Genomic DNA, 23,637 nt, shown 5'->3' on the forward strand with positions numbered 1-23,637 from the left:
CGCCGAGAACGTGACAGCCACAGACGTGACCCGTGTCACACTGTCGGGCTCAGTGTGTCACACCGGTCAGCTTCTCCGGGTTGCTGACCAGGTGGACGGCCGCGATCCGGCCGTCCACCAGGTGCGTCGTGATCGCCGCGACCGGGGTGCGGCCGGTGTACACGACCACCCCGGGACCGCCGTTGAGCTGCAGCACCTCGGCGCTCGGGTCCTCGGGCATCCGGCCGGCGAAGGTGGCGAGCGCGCGGGCCACCAGGTCCAGCCCGTGGATCGCCTTGCGCGGCGCGGGAGCCAGCCCGCCGCCGTCGCTGACCAGCACCACGTCCGGCGCCAGCACCTCCAACAGCGCGTTGAGGTCGCCGCCGACGCTGGCGGCCAGGAACCGCTCGGTGGCCAACTGCCTGGTCACCAGGTCGGTGTCGTAGCGGTGACGGCGCGCCTCGACGGACTTCCTGGCCCGGCTGCTGATCTGCCGCACCGTCACCTCCTCGCGCCCGACGAACCCGGCGATCTCGGCGTGGCTGTAGCGGAACGCCTCGCGCAGCACGAACACCGCCCGCTCCACCGGGGACAGCGCCTCCAGGACGAGCAGCATCGCGGTGGACACCGAGTCGGCCAGCGCCACGTCCTCGGCGATGTCACGGCTCGTCAGCACCGGCTCGGGCAGCCAGGGCCCCACGTACGACTCCCGCCGCACCTGCGCGCTGCGCAGCCGGTCGATGGCCAGCCGGGTCGCGGTCCGGACCAGGTAGCCCTCCGGGTCGTCGACGGTCGCGGTCTCGACCCGGCTCCAGCGCAGCCAGGCGTCCTGGACCACGTCCTCGGCGTCGGCAACGCTGCCGAGCACCCGGTAGGCCACCGCCTGCAGCAGCCCGCGGTGCCGGGCGAACACCCGCTCCGCCTCGGCTTGCCCCGTCTCCACACCAGCACCCATCGCGTCCCCCTCGCCGAACCGAGGGCCGATGATAGCCAAACCCTTGATCGCCAAGCCCTCCGCCGCCGACCCGGCAGCGCCAAGACCCCTCCCGGGCGGCCGGTGGTGCGCGGGCATCTCGCCGCCGTGGACTACCTGGTTGAGCCGGTTCTTGGCAATCAGGAGCAGCCACCGGGGGTAGGGGACAGCAAGCGGCCCCCACCCCCGGACGGTTCACTGCTGGCGGTTCCTGAGCCAGGTCAGCGCCCTGGACACCCCGGCGCCGATCACCACGACCACGAGCAGACTTGCATGGGTGGGCATGGTGCGGGTCGGGGAGCAGGATGACGACCAGCGGCGCCCCGCGCAGCATCGGGTTGCCAGGCATCTTGCTCGTGTTGCCCGTTCGGCTTCGATCTTCGAGTGGTTGCAGTGGTCGGTGCGCGGGAGGCCAGACGGTTGCGAGCCAAACTCGGCTTCCGCGCACGGCTGCGACCCTAGAACGCGGTCTGATGCGCCGTCAGTTGCGACAAAACGGACTTCCTGTCGATCTCCGCAGGACACTCGTCGCGTGAAGTCACCAGGCACGGGAAAACCGGATCGTCCGCCCCGGAAAACACGATCTCTGAACGGCACTTGTGGTACGCCACTGGCCTATTCCGCCGGCATGACGGGCATCCCAGCGGACAGCAGACCACTGCCGCTACTCGGTCCGCTCGATGGCGACGCTGCACTGACGATCTGGCCGCCCGGACAAGGTGGCCCTAGGGCGGCCCTTCCGATGGAGCCAGGCGCGGCCAACCCGACCTGCCGCAGGCAGCGTGTTGGCTGTGCTCGAGCATGTCCAGCCGCGATGCGCCAGGAGATGTTTCAGGCCCGCCGCCTGGGGCGGTCGAGGATGTCAGTCCGGTTGGGCGGTGAAAGTGACCAAGGCCTGGCGGGCTCGGATGGTGCCGTGGTGGTCATGGCCGAAGTGGGTGCGCCAGGCGTCGTGGGTGGCGTGCAGGAGTTCGGCTGCTTCGTCGTTTCGGTGCAGGACTGCCAGGGCGCTTCCCAACGTGGTGGCGGCTTCTAGCGCGCGGTGGTGGGCGGGGCCGAGGTGACGCTCGCACTGGCTGAGGCAGTGTCGGGCTTCGTGTTCGGCGTCCGCGGGTCGGCCCAGTGCGAACTGCGCCGCGGCTCTGGCCAGGTGGATCGCGCTCAGGTCGTGCAGCAGCCCGCCGGTGCCCGGGGCCTGGTCGAAGATGTCCTGCGCGTTCTCGACGGCGGTAAGCGCCTCCTGAGCCCGGCCCTGACCGGTCAGCGCCCGGGCCGCGCCGAGGTGCAACACCATCAGGAACCTGCCCAGGCGCTGCCGGCGTGCCTCGTCGAGCACCGGGCGTAGCAGGTTTTCGGCCTGCTCATAGTGGCCGTGGAGTGAGAGGCTGAAGGCCTGGCCGTTGCTGACGGCCAGCGGCAGCAGGATCCGGTGGATTCCTTCGGTGCCACGGGCGGCGGTCTTCACGGCGCTTGATTCTGCGACGACTTCCTCGTGCAGGCCGAGGTAGGCCAGGTGCTGGAGGCGGTCGCTGCGGCCCTTGAGGACCAGCGGATGGTCGGAGGAGGTGGTGCGGGCGCGTGCCGCGGCGGTGGCGGCCAACAGGTCGGCTGCCTCGCGGTGGCGGCCCAGGTCGCCGAGGACCAGAGCCAGCACATCCCGTCCGTTGCGCCCCTCGAACCTGCCGGGCAGCGGCTGGGCGTCGATCGCCGCCTCATACCGTTGCACCGTCGATAATCCGACGACTGGTCGTGGATGGCGGGGGACTCCAAGGGTGGAACTGACGGTACGTGAGCGGCGCTGGCTGGCCGCGATGGGCGTGATCGGGCTCGGGGTGGCGGCCTGCTACGTGTGGGGCGCCGACTACCCGCTGCCCTACAGGACGCGGGACGCCTCGGTGGTGGACCGGATCGCGTTGGACGACCCGTCCGCCAGCGGGGTGATCGTGGATGCGGACGATCGCACGATCACGCTCGACGTGAGCTGGGCCGGCTGCGACTACAAGCCCGACCTGGTCGCGCAGGAGACGGCGGAGCGGGTGACGCTCGTGCTGAAGCGCCGGGACGCCTCCAGCCCCGGAATCGGCTGCGAGGACGGCGGCGTTGCCCGGCTCAGGACGGTCCTGCACCACCCGCTCGGCACCCGATCCCTGGTCGACGCCGTCACTGGCAAGCCCGTTCCCCACGGTGGACCTGGGCAGCCTCCTCCCGGCTGACACACCTACCGCGACGTACCGCGCGGTCACCACTGAGGATGCGCGTCGGGCGACTTCGCGCTGGGAGAGTTGGGAGGCCCGGATGATCGGGAAGGCCACCCCACCCTTGGCTGCGGAAAGGTACGTCGTGCCGCTGTGCCTGCTGATGCCAGCGGCGACCTGCTGCTCCCTCGCAGCGCTGGCGACCCTTCCACCGTCTTCCTGACAACCGCAGCTGCGCGGCCGATGATCTTCTTGCCGACGTCGGCGCCCTGGCCGTCGGCGGGGACGTTTGTGGAGGTCTTGAGGCTCTGGGAGTCCACTATGCAGGCGGTCGGCAACGTTGGACCGGTACGGCCAACGCCGGCAGCCGGTGCCCGGGCGGTCGATTGACGACGCACCCAGGCACCGGCTGCCGGCGTTCACCGGCCATCGGTCACCGGCAGTGGCGGGAGCTCCGGCGCCAGGCCGGCTCGCGCCCGCCTGGCGCCGGAGCTCCGGCTCAGCTCGCAGGCGTCAGATCGCCGGTCTGGCCGTAGCAGCTGGTGCAGAGGTACTTCAGGGTCTTCTGCTCCCGGGTGAACTTGAGGTGGGTCTCCGCCTGCCCGGTGGTGTTGTAGTGCGGGATCTGGATGATCTCGTAGGACGGGAACTGGTCGGCCATCATGCTGACGTCGTAGCCGGCGCCGTTGGTGCCCTGCGTGAGGTCCATGTTGCCGTCGATCGCGCCGGTGCCGAAGAAGGTGCCCCCGAACGGGATGCTCTCCTCGGCGTTCGCGAACTGGTACTGGATGTGCACGTGGCCGTTGCTGCCGCCGACCGCGATCAGGTTGTTGTTGAAGTCGGTCATGCAGGTCGGGTGGAAGCCGCCCTCGCACTCCGAGACCGGGGTGAAGCCCAGCGGCATCGGCTTGATGGTCAACGCGCTCTTGCAGACGCCTCCCGGGCAGGACGGGCTGGCGGTCAGCCCGACCAGACCGGACTTGGGCTCCCAGAGCATGGCCACCCGGTACGGCGCGTCCAGGTCGGCCGACGGCCCGTCACGGTCCTTGATCTTGTCGGACCAGAAGTCGCCGCCGTGGATGTAGGCCCGGATGAGGACCAGGTCGTCATCCGTGCCACCGCCGACCGTCTGGAGGATCGCCTGCGCGTACAGCCCGCTGTGGAAGCCGGTGTACTTGTTGAGTGCCTCGGTGTACGCCGGGTTCACGAAGGTCTGCGGAGGGGTGGTCGACGTCGGCGGGCTGGGTTCGCTGCCGCACTGGGGCACGTCCGGGTCCATGCCGGAGTAGCCGGTCTTGACGTAGTAGTCCGGCACCCAGAGGTTGTCGTACGTGTAGTCCCAGATGTTCGAGCCGTAGGCGTCCGGGCCGGTGTCCTGGCACTTGACCGAGACCATGCTTCCGGCCGGGTACTTGTCCGGGAAGTCGTGGTTGTTCAGGTCCTTGACCGAGCGGCCGTCCAGCGTGGCGGTCGCCGGGAAGACGTTGCCGGTGTGCGGCAGGTCTGGCAGCGCGGTCTCGCCGTCCTCGTCGTGGATCGGCGACACGATGGCGTAGATCGGCTCGCCGCCGGTGTTGCGCGGGTCGAACGGGGACTTGCGGACCACGCCGTCGCCCCAGTTGCCTTCGATGGTGCCGATCCGACCGTCCGACAGGACCGTCTCGACCACCCCGATGTGCACGCTGTTGTCCAGCGAGCCGTAGATCACGGCATCGCCCGGCTTGATGTGGTTGAAGTCGCGCAGCAGGCCCTTGGGCGCGGCCCAGTAGTAGAACTGGTTGGAGCCGCCGAAGTTGGCGCCCCACACGCCGGCCTGCCGCCAGGCCCAGCTGGCGAAGTAGGCGCACCACGGCTCACCGCAGTGGTACGGGGTGCCGAAGTCGGTGTAGTACGGCTCGCAGTTGTCCCGGTCGTGCTCCGGGTAGACGCCGACCTGGGACTGCAGCGCGGCCACGATCTTGCCGCGCACGGTGCCCGGGTCCGGCGTGCTGGGCGGCGGAGTCCCGGTGTCGCCGCCGCAGTTGGGCAGGTCGGGCGTGAAGCCCGTGTAGCCGGTCTTGACGTACTTGTCGGTCACCCAGAGGTTGTCCGAGGTCTTGTCCCAGACCGTCGAGCCGTAGGCGTCCGGCCCCGACTCCTGGCAGGTGATGGTGACCATCGAGCCCTGGGCGTACTTGTTCGGGTAGGCGTGGTCGTTCAGGTCCTTGGTCGACCGTCCGTCCAGCGTCGCGCCGACCAGGAACTGCCGGCCGCCCGGCGCCGCCGGCGTCCCGCCGTCAGCGCACCGGGGCAGCGTGGACACGAAGCCGGAGCTGCCGGTCTTGATGTACGTGTCGGTGACCCACAGGCCGTCCGACGTGTAGTCCCAGATGTTTGAGCCGTAGGCGTCCGGGCCGGTGTCCTGGCAGACGATGCTGACCATGCTGCCCTGGGCGTACTTGTTCGGGTAGGCGTGGTCGTTCAGGTCCTTGGTCGACCGTCCGTCCAGCGTCGCGGTGGCCGGGAACGCGTGGGCACCGGGCTGCTGGAGCGCCGGCGAGTTGTTCTCGTCGCAGCGCGGGATGTTCGGATCGAAGCCGCTGTAGCCGGTCTTGATGTAGTAGTCGACCACCCAGAGGCCGTCGGCCGTGTAGTCCCAGATGTTCGAACCGCCGTAGGTGGCGGGGCCGGTGTCTTGGCAGACGATGTTCACCGAGCTGCCGGCCGGGTAGCGGTTGGGGTACGCGTGGTCGGACAGGTCCTTCGCGATGCGGCCGTCGAGCGTGTCGGTCGCGGGGAACGGCGTGCCGGTCGCGTGGGCCGCCGGAGCGGCACCCAGTACGGTCAGCACCGAGGCCGAGACCGCGAGCAGGCAGGACTGCGCGGTGCGGCGGCGGAAGGCGCTGCGGAGGCGGATGGGCGTGCGCATCGGTCAGCCCCCGCGCCGGGCGGACACGGCCGGATGGGCCGCGATGGTGGAAATACTTGCAAGGTGGTGCAACGGTTCTCCCGGTGTGTCGGTACCGGCGATGCTCGACGGACCGGGTTTCGGACCGGTGTCGTGCCGGTCGCGGGCGGCGACACCGGGACGACACCGGCCCGGGGTGGAATTCCTGAGGCGGGATCAGGGAGTGCGAACGGCGCTGTCAGCGGGGGAGCGCTGAGGGGAGCGGCTTCAGTGGGGGAGCGCTGAAAGGCACGGTTCCTGGTCGGTGGGCCGGTGCTGGGCCGGGGACGCTCGACGCGAGCCGGCAGGCCTGGCCCCCGCCGACCCGCAGCGCCACCTCGCCGGCGAACTCCCGGACGAGGTTGTGCAGCGTGTACTGCCCCGGGGCCGGCTCGGTGAACAGCGCCGCGTCCACCAGCCGGTCGGCTGCCAGGCCGGCCTGAGCGGTGCTCAGCCCCGACAGCCGGGCCAGCACTGGCACGCTGTAGCGAGGCAGCGAGAGGGCGTCGGCGCTGCGTAGGAGCAGCGCGGCGTGCCGGTCCGACGGATGGTCGGAGTGGGCCAGCGACTCGTAGCTTGCGCTGAGGGAGCCGCGCACGCTCAGGTCGTCCAGCTCCAGGTGGTCCAGGCGGCTGCGGCCCGGTTGCAGGCGGTCGACCATCATGGCGAGCGGCCAGGCCGGCCGGGAGGCGAGCTTGGCGCCGACGATCCGGACGGCGAGCGGCAGCCGCCCGCACAGCCGCACGATCCGGGCCGCCGCCTGCGGTTCGGCCGCCACCCGTTCGGCACCGGCGAGCCGGGAGAGCAGGCTGAGGCTCTCGGCTTCCGGCAGCGGGCCCAGCGGTATCCGGTGGGCGCCCTCGAGGGCGGGCAGGCCGGAGCGACTGGTGACCAGGATGGCGCACCCCGGGCCGCGCGAGAGCAGCGGGCGGACCTCGGTGGCGGTGCGGACGTCGTCGAGCACCAGGAGGACGCGGGTTGCGGCGAGGACGCGGCGCAGCAGGGCGTCGGCGGCGTTGGGGGAGCCGGGGAGGTCCTGCCGGGGGACACCCAGGGCTTGCAGCAGGTCGGCGACCAGCTCCCGAGTTCCAGTGGAGTGACGCACCGTCAGAAAGACTTGCCCGTCCGGGAATCGGTCGGCGAGGCGGGTGCCGATCTGCAGGGCCAGCGCGGTCTTGCCGGAGCCGGGCATGCCGCTGAGCACGACCAGCGGCGCGGGGGTGGAGGTGGGTGCGTGGGTGGGAGCGGGCGCGGGCGCGGGGGCGGGGGGCAGGAGCTGGGACAGCGTGGCGAGGTGGGTGGTGCGGCCGACGAAGTGCGCGGGTGGTGCGGGGAGGGACGGAGTGGCCCGGCGGGTCGGCCTGGTATTCGGTTCGCTTAGCAACTCGCGCTGCAGGGAGCGAAGTTCGGAGCCCGGCTCGACGCCGAGCTCGCCGACCAGGACCTGCCGCGTTCGGCGGTAGGCCTCCAGCGCTTCGCCCCGCCGGCCCGCGCCGCGCAGGGCCCGGATCAGCCGTACCGCGAGCGATTCGCGGTACGGGTGTTCGGCCACGGCCGCCGCCAGTTCGGGTAGCAGTTCCTCGTGCCGGCCGAGCTCGGCGTAGACGTCGGCACGGGCCTCGCGCAGGTCGAGCAGTCGGGACTCGATCGCGCTCGCGGCGGCGAGGACGGCGGGAGAGCGCGGTACGTCCGCGAGCACCGGTCCGACGCCGAGCGCGCAGGCGGCGTCCAGGGCTTCCCGCGCACCGTCCAGGTCCCCGGCGGCACGGGCCGCCCGGGCGAGCGCGGCGAGCCGGCCGATCTCGCGGGCGTCGACCTGTGCGTCGTCGACGGCGAGCAGGTACCCCGGGGCACGCGTGACCAGGGTGCTCCCGTCCGGGTCGCCCAGCAGGGTGCGCAGTCGGAAGACGTACGTCGCGACCACCTTGGCACCGGTGGTCGGTGGGTGCTCGTCCCACAGCTCGTCCACGAGCCGGTGGGTGGCGACCACCCGGCCCGCCTCGCTGATCAGCAGGGCGAGCAGCTGTCGCTGCTTGCCCGAGGAGACCGGGAGCCACCGGCCGTCGCGCCGGACCTCCAACGGACCCAGCACCCGGAAGTTGATCTTGTCCACGGCCCGGGAGAGTACAGGCAAATTGTGGAAACTTAATAATTTTCTTAGATAACTGTTGCATCACACCTTCACATCTCATGCACCGTCAACCCGCTTGCGGGGGATCCCGAATCGACTGCCGATGAATGTGCGACGACGAACGATGCGGCGTTCACGGCCTGGGTGGAGAGCGCGCCCGCCTGATCGGGGCCCGGGCGGGAAGGCGTTCGGCCGTGGATCAGTTCCGGGAGGAACGCGGAGGGCGTACCTTCCCGAATGATTCCGTGATGGTCATCGAGTAGGCCCGCGTTCGCAGCGCGGGTCGGGAAGGCACGCCCGTGCTCACCGTGGTCAATCCCGACGGCTCCACGAAAGACGGCTCCCTGCTGGACGAGATCGTCCGCGAGGGGGCGAGGCGGATGCTGGCCGCCGCGCTCGCGGCCGAGGTCAACGCCTGGATCGCCGAGTTGGCCCACGAGAAGAACGAGAACGGGCGGCGCCTGGTAGTCCGCAACGGCTACCACCAGCCCCGGAAGGTTCACCACCGCCGCCGGCGTGATCGAGGTGAAGGCCCCGCGGGTGAACGGCAAGCGCGTCGACGAGACCACCGGCGAGCGCGAGCGGTTCTCCTCGGCGATCCTGCCACCCTGGTGCCGCAAGTCCCCGAGGATCGCCGAAGTGCTGCCGCTGCTCTAGCTACACGGCCTGTCCTCGGGCGACTTCGTCCCGGCGATGGAGCAGTTCCTCGGCTCCTCGGCCGGGCTGCCGCCGGCCACGGTGACCCGGATGACCGCCCAGTGGCAGGCCGACCACCAGGCGTTCCAGGAGTGCGACCTGTCCGGTACTGACTACCTCTACGTCTGGGTCGACGGCATCCACCTGCGCATACGCCTGGGCGAAGCCAAGGCCGCCGTCCTGGTCGTCATCGGCGTGCGGGCCGACGGCACCAAGGAGCTGGTCGCCATGGCTGAGGTCGCTCAGGGAGCTCAGCGCGGCCGGGCGGACCACTCGATGAGCGGCGGCCGAACCGCCGCACACAGCGGGTGTCCCTTGGCATCAGTGAGGCGAAGGCGTCCGAGCAGAAGCCCGGACCGCGTGGCCGCGTCGACGGTGGCCGAGTCGATGGCGTCGAGCATGAGCTTGGCGCGTCGAAACAGGGTGAAGGTGCCGGCTTCGTCGACGGTGCCCCACGAGAGGTAGATGAACCGGCCACCGGGGCGGCCCTGGATATAGGGGCCTTTGAGGTCGATGCCCTGCGGGCCGGGGGTCGCGGTGCAGTCCAGCGTCCAGGCCGCAGTGGCGCCGTCGCCGGGCTGAGGGTCGAGCAACTCGTCTCGTCGGTCCTTGCGTTGGACCGCGACGTGGATGTTCGTGTAGCCGGGGAAGTCGGGGCTGGCACCGCAGGTGCGGCCCGGCAGGTCGAAGGCGTCGATCCGGATCTGCATGGGGCCATCTTCCTCGGACGGGGCGTCAGCAGCCGTACGGGTCCTGGTCGCGGGGCTCGGCGCGGCGCGTCGGGCAGCACACCCGACGCCGACGCCGCCACGCGTGGCTGATCGCTGCCCTGACCACGCTGATCGTGCCTGCGGCCACGCCGCCGCGCTCGATGACCTGACCGAGCAGCCCCGGTCCCAGCACCACTGTCATGGGCGCCGGCCGGTCCCGGCCAGGCACCGAATGGGTGGATGTGAACCTCACGCCGACCGAAGCACCGCAGGGACCACCAAGCGAACGGCCCGTGCCACCGGACAACCTAACGCCCCATCAGCCGCCCAGCGTGCTGCTGCCGCTCAGCGGCCTCCAGCTCGTTCGTCCTCGCCCGCTCGTTCCTCACCAGGCTCCGGGAGCTCCAACCGGACCCCTCCACGCACCAGCAGCGGCCCGGGACCACGAGGGTCCCCCCAATCACCGGCCCCGACGGAAAACCGCGAGGTCACAACCCATCGCGCGCTTGACAGGCCCAACCCTCATGGGTGGGAGGACGTCGGACCGGGCAGGTGCGCTGATGCGGGCGTGGCGGCTGGCCCCGGCGGCCGCCACCCAGAGTCGACAGAGATGGCGAATGCAGCTCCTCGCCAGCCCTGGGAAGAGTCTCCCTGAAGTTCAATCGTTCTCAGGTTTGCGCGCGTACAGCAGGTCCACTCGTACACTTGCCGACTTTTTGCTGACTTGGCCTGATGCGACATCAGGCAACGTCGGCGGCTTCGGCGGCCGCGATCAGCTCGCGCAGGTCGGGCAGCACCTTGGCGTCGCCAGTCGCCAACTGCCGCAGTGCGGACCGCCACTGGGCCAGCGCCTGGGCCGGCTCGCCAACGTCGCGCAGCACCAGGCCGTAGACGTGCCGGGCCAGCCCCTCGCCGTAGGTGTCCTGCAGCTCGGCGGCGAGTCCGAGCAGCTCCCGGCAAGCCGCCCGGGCCTCGTCCAGTCGGCGCAGTCGGCGCAGCGCCTCCACCAGGCCGAGCCGGCACTCGCGTTCGGTGTGCCACTGGCCGCTGCCGGTCTCCAGCTCCAGCGCGGCCCGGTAATGGCGCAGTGCCTCGGCCGGTTCGTCCAGTCCCAGGTGAGCGTTGCCGATGTTGCAGAGGCCGGACATCTGCACCAGGCCCATGCCGCACCGCTTGCCCGCCTCGATGCTGCGGCTGTGGTGGACGATGGCCAGGCGGGGATCGTGCTTCTCGGCCAGATTGCCCAGCCCACTGAGCGCCAGCGCCTCGTTGTACGGGTCCGTGTGCTCGACGGCCAGGGCCAGCGCCTCTTGCAGCGCCACCACCGCCTCCTCGTCGCGGCCGAGCAGCCCGAGCAGCATGCCGCGGTTGTTGAGGATCAGCTGTTCGCGCGACGGATCGCGCAGGCCGCGCCAGAGCGGCAGGGCCTGGTCCATCAGCCGCAGGGCTTCCGCGAACCGGCCGGTGTCGAAGTGTGCGCCGGCCAGGTCGATCAGCGCTATGCCTTGGGCGTTGCGATCCTGCTCGCGCAGCGCGACCTGCAGGGCCAGCTCGTTGAGCAGGGTCAGCTCGGGAATCCGGCCGCGGGCCCGCAGGTACGGCAGCAGTGCCTGCACCAGGGTCAGCAGCTCGGTCGCGGCCTGCCCGTCGCGGGCCGAGTGCTCGGCCAGCACCACCAGGTTGGCGCACTCGACGTCGCCCCAGGCCAGCACGGACTCCTGGTCGAGCTCACCGGTGCTGGGAACCGCGGGCAGGGCGCGCTGGCGGTGCAGCTCCGGGGCGAGCACCAAGGCCGAGCGGGCGGCACCGGCCATGAACCAGCGCAGTGCGGCAGCCGTCAGGCGACGGCGGTCGGCCACGTCCTCGGCGAGCTCCCGGGCGAAGTCGCGGACCAGGTCGTGCGGGACGAACCGGTCCAGCCGCACCTCGTCCAGCAGGGCGACGTCCACCAGGCGGTCCAGCGCCGCACCCGCCTGTGCCTCGCTGCTCTCCAACACCCCCGCCAGCAGCGGGGCCGAATACTCGGGCAGGTCGAGCGCCCCGACCGCGACCAGGGCGTCCGCCGCCCGTCGGTCCAGCCGCCGACCGGATGCTCGCAGTGATTCGTAAGCCATGAGGAGGGATTGGCGGACACTCAGATCGTCGAGCTCCAGCTGGTCCAGCCGGTCCTCGTGTGCGGTCAGCTGCCCGACCAGGCTGCTCACCGGCAGCGCGTCACGGGCCGCGAGCCGGGCTGCGACGATCCGCAGCGCCAGTGGCAGGCGCCCGCACAGCCGGGTCAGCCGGGCGAGATCGGCCTGCTCCAGGGGCACCACCTCGCGGTCCTCGGTGCAGCGCCCGGAGGCCAGCGCGACCAGTGTGACGCTCTCCGCCTCGGTCAGCGTGGCGAGCCGGATGTGGGTGGCGCCGTCCAGTGCGAGCAGCGGGGAGCGACAGGTGACCAGTACCCCGCAGCCGGGCCCGGACGGCAGCAGTGGGCGGACCTGGGTGAGGCCGGCCGCGTCGTCCAGCACCAGCAGGGTGCGGGTGCCGGCCAGCGTGGTGCGCAGCAGGGCGGCTGCGGCGTCCGGATCCTCCGGCACGGCGGCGGCGTCAACGCCGAGGCCCCGCAGCAGCATGGCGAGCGCCTGCTGGACGCCGAGCGGAGTCAGGCCCGGGGTGGCGCCGCGCAGGTTCAGGAAGAGCTGTCCGTCGGGGCAACACCGACGGTACCTGGTCCGGCGCCAACGTCCTCGACCAGAACGGCCACATCACCGCCATCTCCGCCGCAGGCCTGGCCGATGGCACCATGCACGTCCAGTCCGTGGTGTCCGGCAACCTCTACGACAACCAGCGCAACACCGACGGTACCTGGTCCGGCGCCAACGTCCTCGACCAGAACGGCGCCATCACCGCCATCTCCGCCGCAGGCCTGGCCGACGGCACCATGCACGTCCAGACCCTGACCGGCGGCAAGGTCTACGACAACCAGCGCAACCCCGACGGCACCTGGACCGGCGCCAACCTGGTCGACGGCAACGGCGCCATCACCGCCGTCTCCGCCGCCGGTAACGCCGCGTGAGACCGGGCGGCGGTTGAACCGTGGCCGGACGTCGGCGAGTTGTCCGCACCACCTGCCACCGCACTGCCGCCCGCTGCCACCGCCTTCCCCCCCTCGCGATCGGTCGGCCGGCTCGCCATGCCGGCCGACCGATCGGCCTCCAACCGAGCAGAAAGGAGACGGCCGTGCGTCACCGGTCGCACCTTGCCCGATCCAGGGCGCTGCTGACCTTCGGCATCGCAGCAGCGATGGCGACAACCGTCGGCGTCGGAGCGGCTGACGCCGCCTCGGACCTTGGTCCCACGAAGTCGGTGTCCTATCACGGGCACAGCTTCCAGGTGCCCGCCGTCTGGCCCGTCATCAACCTCCAGGAGCACCCCACCGAGTGCGTGCGGTTCGACCGTCACGCCGTCTACCTGGGCACGCCCGGCACGACCCAGGACTGCCCGAGCCACCCCTCCGAGCGGACCGAGGCGCTGCTGATCGAGCCGCAGGCCGTGACCGGCACCGCCGCGGGCACCACGGACGACCCCTTGGCTGCTGAATTCGAGGCGGCGGCACCGGGGATCAAGATCACCGCCACCTACGGTGACGACCGCCCCCTGATGCAGAACATCCTGCGGCAGGCCGGACTGCCCTCGCCTGGCGTGAAGCGGCCGCAGGGCCTCGCCGCCGCGCCGCCGATCGCTCCCCGGCTCACGGCGGCGGCCCTCCCGAGCACCATCACCGACTACACCGGGTACGGGTTCGAGACCTGTGCCGCACCCGACTCGGGCACCATGAACGCCTGGATGAACTCGTCACCCTACCGGGCTGTGGGCATCTACATCGGCGGTGCCCGAGCCTGTTCGCAGCGGAACCTGTCAGCCGACTGGGTTCAGCAACAGGCCACCGCCGGATGGCACTTCATGCCCATCTACGTGAGCGTCAAGGCCGCGAACATCAACAACCCGGTCAGCGAGGGCACCGCGGCGGCGGACGACGCGGTCAACCAGGCCGCCGCACTCGGCTTCAGCCCCGGTTCAACGCTCTACGACGACATGGAGGCTTACTCCGATCCGAGTCTTGCCCCCACGGTTCTGAGCTACCTCTCGGCCTGGACCAAGGAGATCCACGCCCGTGGCTACGTCTCCGGCGTCTACTCGAGCGCCGCCTCCGGCATCGCCGACCTCGCCCAGAACGTCACCAACTACACGATGCCGGACGTGATCTGGATCGCCCGGTACAACGGGGACCCCAGCACCAGCGACCCGGCCGTCCCGTCCTCGCTCTGGGCCAACCACCAGCGCATCCACCAGTACATGGGCGATGTCCAGAACGAGAGCCACGGCGGCGTGTCGATGAGCATCGACCGCGACTACCTCGATGTCGCAGCCTCATCCGGCCAGAGGGCCTCGAACGTCATGCGGGTGGACACGATCGCCGCGGGCAACGTCTTCGACGACCAGCGCAACACCGACGGCACGTGGAGCGGCGCGGCGTTGCTGGACGGTAACGGCGGTGTCACGCAGGTGGCCACCGCCGCGCTGACGGACGGCACCTTCCACGTGCAGACGCTGGCCGGTGGCAAGGTCTTCGACAACCAGCGCAACCCCGACGGCACCTGGACCGGCGCCAACCTCCTGGATGGAAGCGGCACCGTCACCGCCATCTCCTCGGTGGGACTCACCGACGGCACCATGCACGTGCAGACGCTGGCCGGTGGCAAGGTCTTCGACAACCAGCGCAACCCCGACGGCACCTGGACCGGCGCCAACCTCCTGGACGGCAACGGCACCATCACCGCCGTGTCGTCGGCACGTCTGACCGATGGCACCATGCACGTCCAGACCGTGGTCTCCGGCAACCTCTACGACAACCAGCGCAACACCGACGGTACCTGGTCCGGCGCCAACGTCCTCGACCAGAACGGCCACATCACCGCCATCTCCGCCGCAGGCCTGGCCGACGGCACCATGCACGTCCAGTCCGTGGTGTCCGGCAACCTCTACGACAACCAGCGCAACACCGACGGCACCTGGACCGGCGCCAACGTGCTCAACATGGGAGGTGGCATTACAGCCGTCGCGGCGGCCGGGCTCGCGGACGGCACGCTGCACGTCGAAACCCTCAGCTCGGGAGACGTCTACGACAATCAGCGCAACCCCGACGGCACCTGGACCGGCGCCAATCCGCTGGACAGCAACGGGAGCATCACCGCCATCTCCGCTGCGGCCATTGCACGCTGACCCCTACGACTGCCGGGCTTCTGAGGCACCTCAGAAGCCCGGCAGTACCCGGTTGTGCGAGTACCTGGGCCGAGGCCGAGCTGCGCGCCGTGATCGCCGATACCGCCGGGCAGGAGCGGGCCTGGAGCCGAATCGCCGACCTGTTGGACCGTCAGAAGCCGGGTGCGCGCATTCCGCAAGCCCGCCGTGAGTTGGTGTCGGCACCCCTGAGGGCCCATCGTGAGCTCATGACCTCGGCCGGGGTGCGGAGCGGGCGCATCGGAATTTTTTCCGTCGGCTGACGTGAAGTACCGGTGAAAAAACGGGCTGGTCAGACCCCTAGGCCAAGGACGAGAGTCAGCTAGTGTGATTCGCCCTGGCAGTAGCATCAACCACAGTGAATGGAAGTGATCCCTCATGACCACCCTCGCTCTGGACATCCGCGACGCGGGCATGCTCGACATCGACGACGAAGTGATCGCCTTCGAGGACGACTTCGACGCCGAACTCGCCCCCGCCGCCTGCTGGCGTGGCCCCCTCACCTTCATACCGGTGCACGTTCCCGGCGACGACACCGTCTGACCCGTTCCACTCTGGGCGGTGCTCCGGCGGATCCCTGTCCGCCGGAGCACCGCCCGCGCGCTCCACGCCCTCTACCCGGCTGCCATGGGCAACCGGGTGGAGGGCGTGCAACCTGCCAGGCCGACGCGGAGCTGAGCGAGCAGCCGGCCCAGTGCGACATCCGCGAACTCGTCCGAGCCAGCCGGCTGACCGCGAAGAGCCGAAACATCTGCGAAGCCGATTCCATATCAGGCCTCGGTGGCTTCGAAACAGTGCGGAGTCAAGCCCGCCCGGGCTTGGCCCCGCACTGTTTCAGGCGGCCGTGTCGTGGCGACGCTCATGACCCGGCCGCAGGATCGCGTCGCCGGGCTGAACAGCTCATCGGATGTTCCGGTCGCCTCGGCTTCGCCGCGTTCCTGACTGTCGCCAGCGGCCCAGCTGCCGTACTGGCCCGACAGGCCAGGCGGGCAGGTTCAGCTGCCAGGCGATGCAGACTTGGTCGCTCACTCGCTCGGGTCGCGCAGGGCGCGGACGCGGATCTCCAGGGCGATGCGGCCGGCCGCCGTTTCCGCTTCCAGGTGGTTCCGGGCGGCTTGGAGCAGGGCGTCGGCGGCGATGCGGGAGGCCAGGTCCTGGGCCGTGTGGCCGTCGCGGTGCAGCAGGCGGAAGATCAGGGTGCCGCTGACCGGCAGGGTGGTGGTCGTGGCCTGGGGCAACTGGGCTGCCATGAAGGTGGGGAGGACTGCGGCGCCCAGCCGAGCTGCCATCAGGGCGGCCACCGCGGCCGGGTGTTCGGCGACGTGCACGGTGGCCGGCTCGATGCCGTGCTCGGCCGCGAACCGGGAGAAGGCCCGGCCCCGGGCGGACTGCGGGGGCGCGGTGATCCACGGTCGGCCGGAGAGCTCCTGCGGTGTGGCCGGCGGCTCCCAGGAGTCCGGGACCACCACCCGGTAGTCGTCCTCGCCCATCAGCCTGGCCCGGGTGCCGGGCGGCAGCGGCACGGCGGTGTCCCGGTCGTCGGCGAGCAGCAGCACGTCCAGCTCGCCGCGGCGCATTGCGCGCAGGCCGCCCACCAGGTCGTACTCCTGGAAGCTCGGCTCCAGCCCCGGGTGGTAGTGGTTCAGCAACTGGACCACCCCGGCGGCCAGCCGGGCGATCAGCCAAGGGCTGGCGCCGATCGCCACCTGACCGAAGAGCGATTGGCTGCCGGCCAGCTGCTCGCGCGCCGCCGCGAGCTGGCCGCTGATCTGCTCGCCGGTGGCGGCCAGCACCCGCCCGGCGCCGGTGAGTTCCGGGCGGGGGCCGGTGCGGTCGAGCAGCGGCAGCCCGGTTTCCTGCTCCAGGGCGGCGAGTTGCTGGGAGACGGCGGAGCGGCTGACGCCGAGGGCGCGGGCCGCCGGGGCGATGCCGCCGGTGCGGGCCACGGTGGCGAGCACCAGGAGGCGGCGGGGGTCGAGGTCCATGCGGGCCCGTCCAGGAGTGTGGGTTCTGGGGTTTGGGGTGCGGGGTGCGGGGTCTGGGGTGTCGGTTTTGCTTTCGGGCTGGGCAAGTATGCCTGGACGAGGGTGCTGCGCGAGCGGGACGGGGTTGCCAGACTGACGGGCATTCCCGGTTCCGCTCCTCAGGAGGCCTCCCGTGCCTGCTCGGCGTCTCGCCCTCGGCTGCTCGCTGCTCGCGCTCTCGGCGCTGCTGACCGCCTGCGGGTCCTCCGGCTCGCGAGGCGGTGGCTCCACGACCACCGGCTCGCTCGGCGGTTCCGCCCCCGCCCCGCCCCCGTTCCCGCCCCGCCGCCGCCCACTGGGCCCTGACCGCCCCGCAGACCGCGGGCGGCTACCAGCTGGGCCAACCCCCTTCGCAGACCACCCAGTTGGTCAACTCCGACCTCGGCCAGGATGCCAAGCGGCTGAACCTCTCCGGCACCCCGGTGCACGCCACCTACGACGACCAGGCCGACGGCGCCTGGATCTTCTACTCCGGCCTCAATGGCAGCGGGTTCGACCCCGACCGCCTGCACGACGCGCTCACCCACCCGGTCACCACCGGCAACGACGGCGCGGGCGACCACACCACCTTCAGCTACGCCGACACCGAGCCCGGCCCGCACGGCGGCCGGGCGATCTGTGACAGCCTGCTGATCCGCAACGCCCTCCTCACCACCACCGCGACCACCTGCTCCTGGTTCACTCCCACCACGGCGGCCCGGGTCACGTTGGTGATCAAGGGTGACGGCAGCAACACCAAGATCGGCTTCACCGCCGCCGACGTCGGCCCGGTCATGCGCGCCATCCGCGGCGACGTCGAGCAGAAGCAGTAGTCAGGCTGGGGCAGGGTTGGCGGAGCAGCAGCCTGCTGGACATGGGCGGTTCGGGCGCGTTGTCCACGGTTCTCCTCCGACTGGGGGGTTCTGACGCCGCGTTCAACGCGCGTTGATCGCGGGTTCCTATGGTGATGCCGTTCCCGACCAGGGAGCGAGCCCCGCTGCGGGCGGCCATGGTCCCGGACCCCGTGCCTGTCTCCCCGGTGCGGGGTCCGGTCCAGCCGGAACGCTCCGCGTCGCCAATCCCGCACTGTCTCGAAGGATGTCCAATGTTTGACCCCGCTGCGCCGTCGCGCCGCGCCGCGCCCTGGATCGGCGACGATCCGCGATTCGTCGAACTGCGTTCCGCCTACCGGAGGTTCGTCTTCCCGGTGACGGCGGCGTTCTTGCTCTGGTTCCTGACCTACGTCCTCTGCTCGGCCTACGCCCGCGGCTTCATGGCGACCAAGGTCGTCGGCAACGTCAACGTGGCGCTGGTCTTCGGCCTGCTGCAGTTCGCCTCGACGTTCGGCATCGCGGCCGCCTACAGCCGGTTCGCCTGGCGGCGGTTGGACCCGCCGGCGGCGGCCCTGCGCCTGCGGGCGGCGGCCGCTGCGGGCGAGCCGGCGGCCGTTGCCGCCGCCGACGGTTCACTGAAGGGGCGTCAGGCATGAGCAAGCACCTCGAACTGGCTGCCAAGGCGGCTGCCGACGCGTCGAACAAGGGCCTGACCATCGGCCTGTTCGTGGCCCTGGTGGCGGCCACCCTCGGGATCACGATCTGGGCGCGGCGCAGTACCCGCGGCACCGGTGGTTTCTACACCGGCGGCGGGCAGTTCTCCGCCCTGCAGAACGGGATCGCGATCTCGGGGGACTACCTGTCCGCCGCCTCCTTCCTCGGCATCGCCGGGATCATCGCGCTGTCCGGCTACGACGGCTTCCTCTACTCGATCGGGTTCCTGGTCGCCTGGCTGGTCGCGCTGCTGCTCGTCGCCGAACTGCTGCGCAACACCGGCCGGTTCACCATGGCCGATGTGCTGGCCGCCCGGCTGCGCAGTGGGCCGATGCGGACCGCGGCCGGCGTGTCGACGATCGTGGTGTCGATCTTCTACCTGATCGCGCAGATGGTCGGCGCGGCGACGATCGTCGGGCAGCTGCTCGGCGTCAAGGGCGCCGCCGCCCAGATCTGGACCATCATCGGGTGGGCGCGCTGATGATCGTCTACGTCGTGATCGGCGGGATGAAGGGCACCACCTGGGTGCAGATCGTCAAGGCGGCGCTGCTGATCGCCGGCGCGGCCACGATGACCTTCTGGGTGCTGGCGAAGTACGGGTTCAACATCAGCCACCTGCTCGGTGACGCCGCGACCGCCTCGAAGAAGGGCGACTCGTTCCTGCGGCCCGGGCTGAAGTACGGGGCGACCGACGGGTGGTCGAAGCTCGACCTGATCAGCCTCGGCGTCGCCCTGGTGCTGGGCACGGCAGCCCTGCCGCACGTCCTGGTCCGCTTCTACACCGTTCCGACCGGGCGCGACGCGCGCAAGTCGGTGAACTGGGCGATCGGCATCATCGGGGTCTTCTACCTGATGACCCTCGTCCTCGGCTTCGGCGCGGCCGCACTGGTCGGCACGGCGACCATCAAGGAGAAGGACCCGTCCGGCAACACCGCCGCCACGCTGCTCGCCCAGCACCTCGGCGGTGGCGCCGGCAGCACCGGCGGCTCGCTGATGCTCGCCTTCGTGGCGGCGGTGGCCTTCGCCACCATCCTGGCGGTGGTCGCCGGGCTCACCCTGACCTCCTCGTCCTCGTTCGCGCATGACCTGTACGCCAACGTGATCAGGAAGGGCCGGGCAACGGAGCGGCAGGAGCTCACCACCGCGAAGATCGCCGCCGTGGTCATCGGCGCCGTGGCGGTTGCCCTGTCGATCTTCGCCAGGGATCTCAACGTGGCGTTCCTGGTCGCACTCGCCTTCGCCATCGCGGCCTCGGCCAACCTGCCCGCGATCCTGCTCACCCTCTTCTGGCGGCGCTTCACCACCTTCGGCGCCAAGTGCGGCATCTACGCGGGCCTGGTCAGCGCGATCGGCCTGGTGCTGCTCTCCCCGATCTGCTGGGGCGGGGCCAGCAGCACCGTCCCCGCAGTGAAGCTGACGGCCGCTCAGGCGAAGGAATGCGGGGTCGCGGCGACGAACAAGCACGTGGGCAACGCCACCGCGCTGATCTCCTGCACGGCCACGGCGCCGGTCCCGCTGCAGAACCCCGGCATCGTCTCGATCCCGATCGGGTTCGCCGCCGCGATCATCGGCTCGCTCGTCGGCGGACGCCGTCGGCGGGCGGAGGCGGCGGCCGATGAGCAGCGGTTCGCGGAGCTGGAGGTGCGGGCGCTGACGGGGGTCGGGGCCGGGTAGGCGAATTCTGACGGATCGTCAGGCAGGTCCTGGCGGGCCGTCAGAAGAGGCGATCAGGGGGGTGCGCCCATGCGGGGGCGCACCCCCCTGCGGCGTGCCGGGAGCCGGCCCAGGGCCGTCCATCCGACGGTGATCATCCGTCGATCCCCGGATCGCAGCATGGTGCCATGCAGAACAGCACCGAACGCGGTTCCAATCTCGACGAGTTCCTCTCCGATCTCCAGCGCTACGCCGCAGCCGACGTCCTGACCCCGCAGCTCACCGCCGACACCCTGCGCAAGTACCTCCGGGCCGGCCTGATCGTCCCGGAGGACCTCTGCGCGGGCGACACCGGCGGCTACGCGCAGCGGGTGCTGCACACGGCACGGACGTACTCCGTGGTGGCCCTGACCTGGCTGCCCGGCCAGTCCACCCCGATCCACGACCACATCGCCTGGTGCGTGTCGGGTGTGCTGGAGGGCGCCGAGGTGGACGAGGCGTTCCGGTTGTGGCGCCTGCCGCACTCCGGCCGCAAGGTGCTGGTGCCGACCGGCCGCACCACGTGCACGGCCGGCCGCGTGCAACTGCTGGTGCCGCCGGACGAGGACATCCACCGGGTGTCGAACGGCGGTACGGGGCGTGCGGTCTCCCTGCACGTGTACGGGGCGGACATCACCCGCAGCGGCAACAGCTCGATCAACCGGGTCTTCGGGCACGAGGTGGTGGCCGGTCCGCCGCCGGGGGCGAGCCTGGTGAGCTGGCGGCTGGGGAGCGGGGTGGTGGGGTGAGCGCTTCCGCAGGCTGCTCCGTCCCGCCACATACAAGATCGTTTAGGGTTTCGAACATGAATCGCACAACTGTCCAGCCGCCCGCGACGCTGCCGGTCCTGGAGACCGCCCTCGTCCGTCTGCGGGACCACCGCGCCGACGACCTCGACGCCATGCGCCTGGTCTGGGGCGACCAGGCCGGGATGCGCCACCTCTCGACCGGCGTCATGGACGACACCCGGATCCGGCGCAGGCTCGACGAGGCAGTGGCGACCGCCGCCGCGGCACCGCGCCGCCACTACCAGCTGGCCGCGTGCCTCCAGGGCGACGACCGCCCCGTCGGCGGCATCCGCCTCGACATCGAGGACGCCACCACCGGCTACTCCGGCGTCTTCACCATGGCCCGGCACCTGCGCGGCTCCGGGTGCGCGCCCGACATCGGCTGGCTCATGCTCAAGCTCGCCTTCGCCGAGCTCGGCCTCACCCGGGTGTGGAGCATGGCATCCCTGGAGAACACCGACGCGGTCCGCGCGATCACCCGCTTCGGCTTCACCCCCACCGGCGAGACCGAGCGCTACTTCGCCGAGGCTTTTGACACCACCATGCGCCTGGTGACCATGGAGATCCTCGCGGACACCTGGCGCGCCATGCCCGTCCCGGGCGGCCCCGGCCCCGCATGACCCCGGCCCGCTGCGTCAGTCGACGGTGAGCACCAACTTGCCGGTGGTCCTCCCGGTTTCACCGAGCTCGTGGGCCTTGGCGGCGTCCGCCAGCGGGAAGACGGCGTCGACGTGCACCGTCAGCTTGCCGTTCTCGACCAGCTCCGTGATGGCCAGCAGCGCTCGCCGGTCGGGCTCGACCAGCATGAAGCCCGAGCGGATGGAGCGCGCGGCCGCGGCCGAGGCGAGCGCCTCGGTCTCACGGGCCGGGAGGGTGACCAACGTGCCACCGCTGCGCAGCACCGACAGCGAGCGCTCCTGGTAGTCCCCGGCGAGCGGGTCGATCACCACATCCACATCGGAGACCACCGAGGCGAAGTCGACCGCCGTGTAGTCGATCACCTCGTCCGCACCCAGCCGCCGCACGAACTCGTGCTTGCCCGCGCTGGCCGTGCCGATGACGTACGCGCCGTACGCCTTGGCGATCTGCACCGCCAGGTGGCCCACGCCACCCGCCGCGGCGTGCACCAGGACCCGCTGCCCCGCCCGCAGGGCCGCCATGTCCACCAGGGCCTGCCAGGCCGTGAGCGCGGCGAGCGGCAGGGCCGCCGCCCGCACGTGGTCGAGTCCGGCCGGCTTGGGGGCGAAGTGGCGGGCCGGAGCGGCCACGTACTGCGCATAGCCGCCGACCATCCGCGGAAAGCCCGGCATGCCGTACACCTCGTCACCCGGCCGGAAGAGCGTCACGCCGAGGCCGACGGCCGCCACCACACCCGAGACGTCCCACCCCACGATGCCGTCGCCGGGGACGAACAGGGCACCGACCGCCCGGGTCTTCCAGTCCACCGGGTTGACGCCGGCCGCGTGCACCCGGACCAGGACCTCCCCCGGACCGGGTACCGGCCGGTCCCGTTCCACGACCTCCAGGACCTCCGGCCCACCGGGCGCTGCGAAGGCCACGGCCGTCATCTTCTCCGTCATCCGGATCCACTCCCCATGTCTCGTTCGCGGTTGATCACCAGCCTGCCGCCACCTGGCGACCGAAACGAGTGGCCAGATCGCCAACAAGTGAGAGGATCCGGCCATGCAGCGAGCCAGGCACCGCGTCGTCGTCCTCGCCCTCCCCGGCGTCTTCCCCTTCGAACTCGGCATCCCCGCCAAGGCCTTCGGCCTCGCCCGCGGCCCGGGCGGCGACCGGCTCTACGAGGTGCTCACCTGCACCCCGGACGGTCGGCCGGTGCGCACCAGCGAGGACTTCTCGATCGCCGTCGAGCACGACGCGAGCGTGATCGCCACCGCCGACACCCTGATCGTGGCGGCCATCGACGACCCGATCGGCGTCGGCGACCCGCTCCCCGAGCCGGTCGCGGCCGCGCTGGGCCGCCTTGGGCCCGGTAGCCGCCTGGTGTCGATCTGCACGGCCGCCTTCGTCCTCGCCGCCGCCGGGCTGCTCGACGGTCGGCCCGCCACCACGCACTGGGTGCACGCCGAGCGCTTCCGCGAGCGCTACCCGCGGACCCCGCTCGATCCCGACGTGCTCTACGTGGACGACGACGACGTGCTCACCTCGGCCGGCGCCGCCGCCGGGATGGACCTCTGCCTGCACCTGATCCGCAGCGACCACGGCAGCGACATCGCCAACCGGGTCGCCCGCCTGTGCGTCGTGCCGCCATGGCGCGACGGCGGACAGGCCCAGTACATCGCCCGCCCCGTCCCCGACGCGAGCGGCAGCGACACCGCCGGGGCCCGCGAGTGGGCCCTCCGGCAGCTCCACCAGCCCATCAAACTCGCCCAGTTGGCCACCCAGGCGGGCATGAGCGTGCGGACCTTCAGCCGCCGTTTCCTCGCCGAGACCGGCCAGACCCCCGGCCAGTGGCTCACCACCCAGCGGCTCGAACTCGCCCGCAGGCTACTGGAGTCCAGCGACCTGCCGGTGGACCGGGTCGCCGAGCACGCCGGGTTCGGCAGCGCCTCCTCGCTGCGCCAGCACCTGGCCGCCGCGATCGGCGTCTCACCCGCCGCGTACCGCCGCACCTTCCAGGGCCGGGACCGCGAGCCGCCCAGCCGCCAGCCGGTCAACGCCGCGGCTGCCGGCTGACCCCGGCCTTGCCT

18 protein-coding genes and 3 pseudogenes are annotated in these 23,637 nt (G+C 71.2%); 12 read left to right on the forward strand and 9 right to left on the reverse strand.

Going from position 1 to position 23,637, the window contains the following annotated elements:
- Positions 1–49 precede the first annotated feature (49 nt).
- Positions 50–922 carry an RNA polymerase sigma factor SigJ gene (sigJ, locus tag E6W39_RS38200; RefSeq protein WP_228718579.1) on the reverse strand — a complete coding sequence of 291 codons (873 nt, stop codon included), beginning with the start codon at positions 920–922 and terminating at the stop codon, positions 50–52.
- Positions 923–1,814: 892 nt separating this feature from the next.
- Positions 1,815–2,678 (reverse strand): tetratricopeptide repeat protein, encoded by an 864-nt coding sequence (locus E6W39_RS38205; protein ID WP_141637364.1) that lies wholly within the window; start codon positions 2,676–2,678, stop codon positions 1,815–1,817.
- 46 nt (positions 2,679–2,724) lie between these two features.
- Here E6W39_RS38205 and E6W39_RS38210 point away from each other — a divergent pair, with 46 nt between their 5' ends.
- A complete protein-coding gene (locus E6W39_RS38210; protein WP_141637365.1) occupies positions 2,725–3,165 on the forward strand; it encodes a hypothetical protein in 441 nt (146 codons plus the stop codon).
- Between the two features lie 191 nt (positions 3,166–3,356).
- Here the strand turns inward: E6W39_RS38210 and E6W39_RS42450 are convergent.
- The 3 genes and pseudogenes from E6W39_RS42450 to E6W39_RS38220 all read right to left on the reverse strand — a co-directional run.
- Positions 3,357–3,482: pseudogene (locus E6W39_RS42450) on the reverse strand (IS5 family transposase); the annotation flags it as partial.
- A gap of 164 nt (positions 3,483–3,646) precedes the next feature.
- The gene (locus tag E6W39_RS38215; protein WP_141637366.1) at positions 3,647–6,055 is read right to left on the reverse strand and encodes a CHAP domain-containing protein; all 2,409 of its coding nucleotides are present in this window, start codon (positions 6,053–6,055) and stop codon (positions 3,647–3,649) included.
- Positions 6,056–6,272: 217 nt separating this feature from the next.
- On the reverse strand, positions 6,273–8,186 hold the full coding sequence (locus E6W39_RS38220; RefSeq protein ID WP_181799647.1) for an AfsR/SARP family transcriptional regulator: 1,914 nt from the start codon (positions 8,184–8,186) through the stop codon (positions 6,273–6,275).
- 317 nt (positions 8,187–8,503) lie between these two features.
- Between E6W39_RS38220 and E6W39_RS38225 the strand changes: the two are divergent.
- Positions 8,504–9,170: pseudogene (locus E6W39_RS38225) on the forward strand (transposase); the annotation flags it as partial.
- On the opposite strand, the gene E6W39_RS38230 reads toward E6W39_RS38225, so the two are convergent.
- Together E6W39_RS38230 and E6W39_RS38235 are read right to left on the reverse strand one after the other, a co-directional pair.
- Complete coding sequence (locus E6W39_RS38230; RefSeq protein WP_141637368.1) at positions 9,152–9,610, reverse strand: DUF5990 family protein; 459 nt, start codon at positions 9,608–9,610, stop codon at positions 9,152–9,154. The pseudogene E6W39_RS38225 and the gene E6W39_RS38230 sit on opposite strands and share 19 nt — an antisense overlap.
- A 740-nt stretch (positions 9,611–10,350) precedes the next feature.
- The gene (locus tag E6W39_RS38235) at positions 10,351–12,228 is read right to left on the reverse strand and encodes a tetratricopeptide repeat protein (RefSeq protein ID WP_141637369.1); all 1,878 of its coding nucleotides are present in this window, start codon (positions 12,226–12,228) and stop codon (positions 10,351–10,353) included.
- 170 nt (positions 12,229–12,398) lie between these two features.
- Between E6W39_RS38235 and E6W39_RS38240 the strand changes: the two genes are divergently transcribed.
- The 4 genes from E6W39_RS38240 to E6W39_RS40155 all read left to right on the forward strand — a co-directional run bounded on the left by E6W39_RS38240 (position 12,399) and on the right by E6W39_RS40155 (position 15,439).
- Positions 12,399–12,671, forward strand: coding sequence for a hypothetical protein (locus E6W39_RS38240; protein WP_141637370.1), 273 nt, complete (start codon positions 12,399–12,401; stop codon positions 12,669–12,671).
- Positions 12,672–12,961: 290 nt separating this feature from the next.
- Complete coding sequence (locus E6W39_RS38245) at positions 12,962–14,878, forward strand: glycoside hydrolase domain-containing protein (protein WP_181799648.1); 1,917 nt, start codon at positions 12,962–12,964, stop codon at positions 14,876–14,878.
- Between the two features lie 89 nt (positions 14,879–14,967).
- A complete protein-coding gene (locus E6W39_RS38250; protein ID WP_141637372.1) occupies positions 14,968–15,159 on the forward strand; it encodes a hypothetical protein in 192 nt (63 codons plus the stop codon).
- A gap of 115 nt (positions 15,160–15,274) precedes the next feature.
- Positions 15,275–15,439, forward strand: a complete 165-nt coding sequence (locus E6W39_RS40155) for an SflA family class IV lanthipeptide (RefSeq protein WP_180356272.1) — start codon at positions 15,275–15,277, stop codon at positions 15,437–15,439.
- Between the two features lie 482 nt (positions 15,440–15,921).
- On the opposite strand, the gene E6W39_RS38255 is transcribed toward E6W39_RS40155, so the two are convergent.
- Positions 15,922–16,881: a LysR family transcriptional regulator gene (locus tag E6W39_RS38255; RefSeq protein WP_141637373.1), complete on the reverse strand. Its 960-nt coding sequence runs from the start codon at positions 16,879–16,881 to the stop codon at positions 15,922–15,924.
- Positions 16,882–17,141: 260 nt separating this feature from the next.
- Here E6W39_RS38255 and E6W39_RS38260 point away from each other — a divergent pair, with 260 nt between their 5' ends.
- From E6W39_RS38260 to E6W39_RS38280, 5 genes and pseudogenes are all read left to right on the forward strand, one after another.
- The gene (locus E6W39_RS38260) at positions 17,142–17,732 is read left to right on the forward strand and encodes a hypothetical protein (protein ID WP_141637374.1); all 591 of its coding nucleotides are present in this window, start codon (positions 17,142–17,144) and stop codon (positions 17,730–17,732) included.
- Between the two features lie 272 nt (positions 17,733–18,004).
- A complete protein-coding gene (locus tag E6W39_RS38265; RefSeq protein WP_141637375.1) occupies positions 18,005–18,388 on the forward strand; it encodes a DUF485 domain-containing protein in 384 nt (127 codons plus the stop codon).
- Positions 18,385–20,120 (forward strand): annotated as a pseudogene (locus tag E6W39_RS38270) (solute symporter family protein). The gene E6W39_RS38265 and the pseudogene E6W39_RS38270 overlap by 4 nt, the downstream one beginning before the upstream one ends.
- 167 nt (positions 20,121–20,287) lie before the next feature.
- Entirely contained in the window at positions 20,288–20,887 is a 600-nt protein-coding gene (locus E6W39_RS38275; RefSeq protein WP_141637376.1) for a cysteine dioxygenase family protein, read from the forward strand.
- Between the two features lie 56 nt (positions 20,888–20,943).
- Positions 20,944–21,546 carry a GNAT family N-acetyltransferase gene (locus E6W39_RS38280; RefSeq protein WP_141637377.1) on the forward strand — a complete coding sequence of 201 codons (603 nt, stop codon included), beginning with the start codon at positions 20,944–20,946 and terminating at the stop codon, positions 21,544–21,546.
- A gap of 15 nt (positions 21,547–21,561) precedes the next feature.
- Here the strand turns inward: E6W39_RS38280 and E6W39_RS38285 are convergent, their stop codons facing one another.
- Positions 21,562–22,506: an NADP-dependent oxidoreductase gene (locus tag E6W39_RS38285; RefSeq protein ID WP_141637378.1), complete on the reverse strand. Its 945-nt coding sequence runs from the start codon at positions 22,504–22,506 to the stop codon at positions 21,562–21,564.
- 103 nt (positions 22,507–22,609) lie between these two features.
- Here E6W39_RS38285 and E6W39_RS38290 point away from each other — a divergent pair, with 103 nt between their 5' ends.
- A complete protein-coding gene (locus E6W39_RS38290) occupies positions 22,610–23,623 on the forward strand; it encodes a GlxA family transcriptional regulator (RefSeq protein WP_141637379.1) in 1,014 nt (337 codons plus the stop codon).
- The last annotated feature ends 14 nt before the right edge of the window (positions 23,624–23,637 follow it).

The organism is Kitasatospora acidiphila (assembly GCF_006636205.1).
GTDB lineage: Bacteria > Actinomycetota > Actinomycetes > Streptomycetales > Streptomycetaceae > Kitasatospora > Kitasatospora acidiphila.

Excerpts from the sequence above, each read along its gene's own strand:
- E6W39_RS38230 (WP_141637368.1), bottom strand. The coding sequence starts at position 9,610 with ATGCAGATCCGGATCGACGCCTTCGACCTGCCGGGCCGCACCTGCGGT.
- E6W39_RS38285 (WP_141637378.1), bottom strand. The coding sequence starts at position 22,506 with ATGACGGAGAAGATGACGGCCGTGGCCTTCGCAGCGCCCGGTGGGCCG.
- E6W39_RS38235 (WP_141637369.1), bottom strand. The coding sequence starts at position 12,228 with ATGCTGCTGCGGGGCCTCGGCGTTGACGCCGCCGCCGTGCCGGAGGAT.
- E6W39_RS40155 (WP_180356272.1), top strand. The coding sequence starts at position 15,275 with ATGACCACCCTCGCTCTGGACATCCGCGACGCGGGCATGCTCGACATC.
- E6W39_RS38255 (WP_141637373.1), bottom strand. The coding sequence starts at position 16,881 with ATGGACCTCGACCCCCGCCGCCTCCTGGTGCTCGCCACCGTGGCCCGC.
- E6W39_RS38290 (WP_141637379.1), top strand. The coding sequence starts at position 22,610 with ATGCAGCGAGCCAGGCACCGCGTCGTCGTCCTCGCCCTCCCCGGCGTC.
- E6W39_RS38280 (WP_141637377.1), top strand. The coding sequence starts at position 20,944 with ATGAATCGCACAACTGTCCAGCCGCCCGCGACGCTGCCGGTCCTGGAG.
- E6W39_RS38275 (WP_141637376.1), top strand. The coding sequence starts at position 20,288 with ATGCAGAACAGCACCGAACGCGGTTCCAATCTCGACGAGTTCCTCTCC.
- E6W39_RS38215 (WP_141637366.1), bottom strand. The coding sequence starts at position 6,055 with ATGCGCACGCCCATCCGCCTCCGCAGCGCCTTCCGCCGCCGCACCGCG.
- E6W39_RS38265 (WP_141637375.1), top strand. The coding sequence starts at position 18,005 with ATGTTTGACCCCGCTGCGCCGTCGCGCCGCGCCGCGCCCTGGATCGGC.
- E6W39_RS38240 (WP_141637370.1), top strand. The coding sequence starts at position 12,399 with ATGCACGTCCAGTCCGTGGTGTCCGGCAACCTCTACGACAACCAGCGC.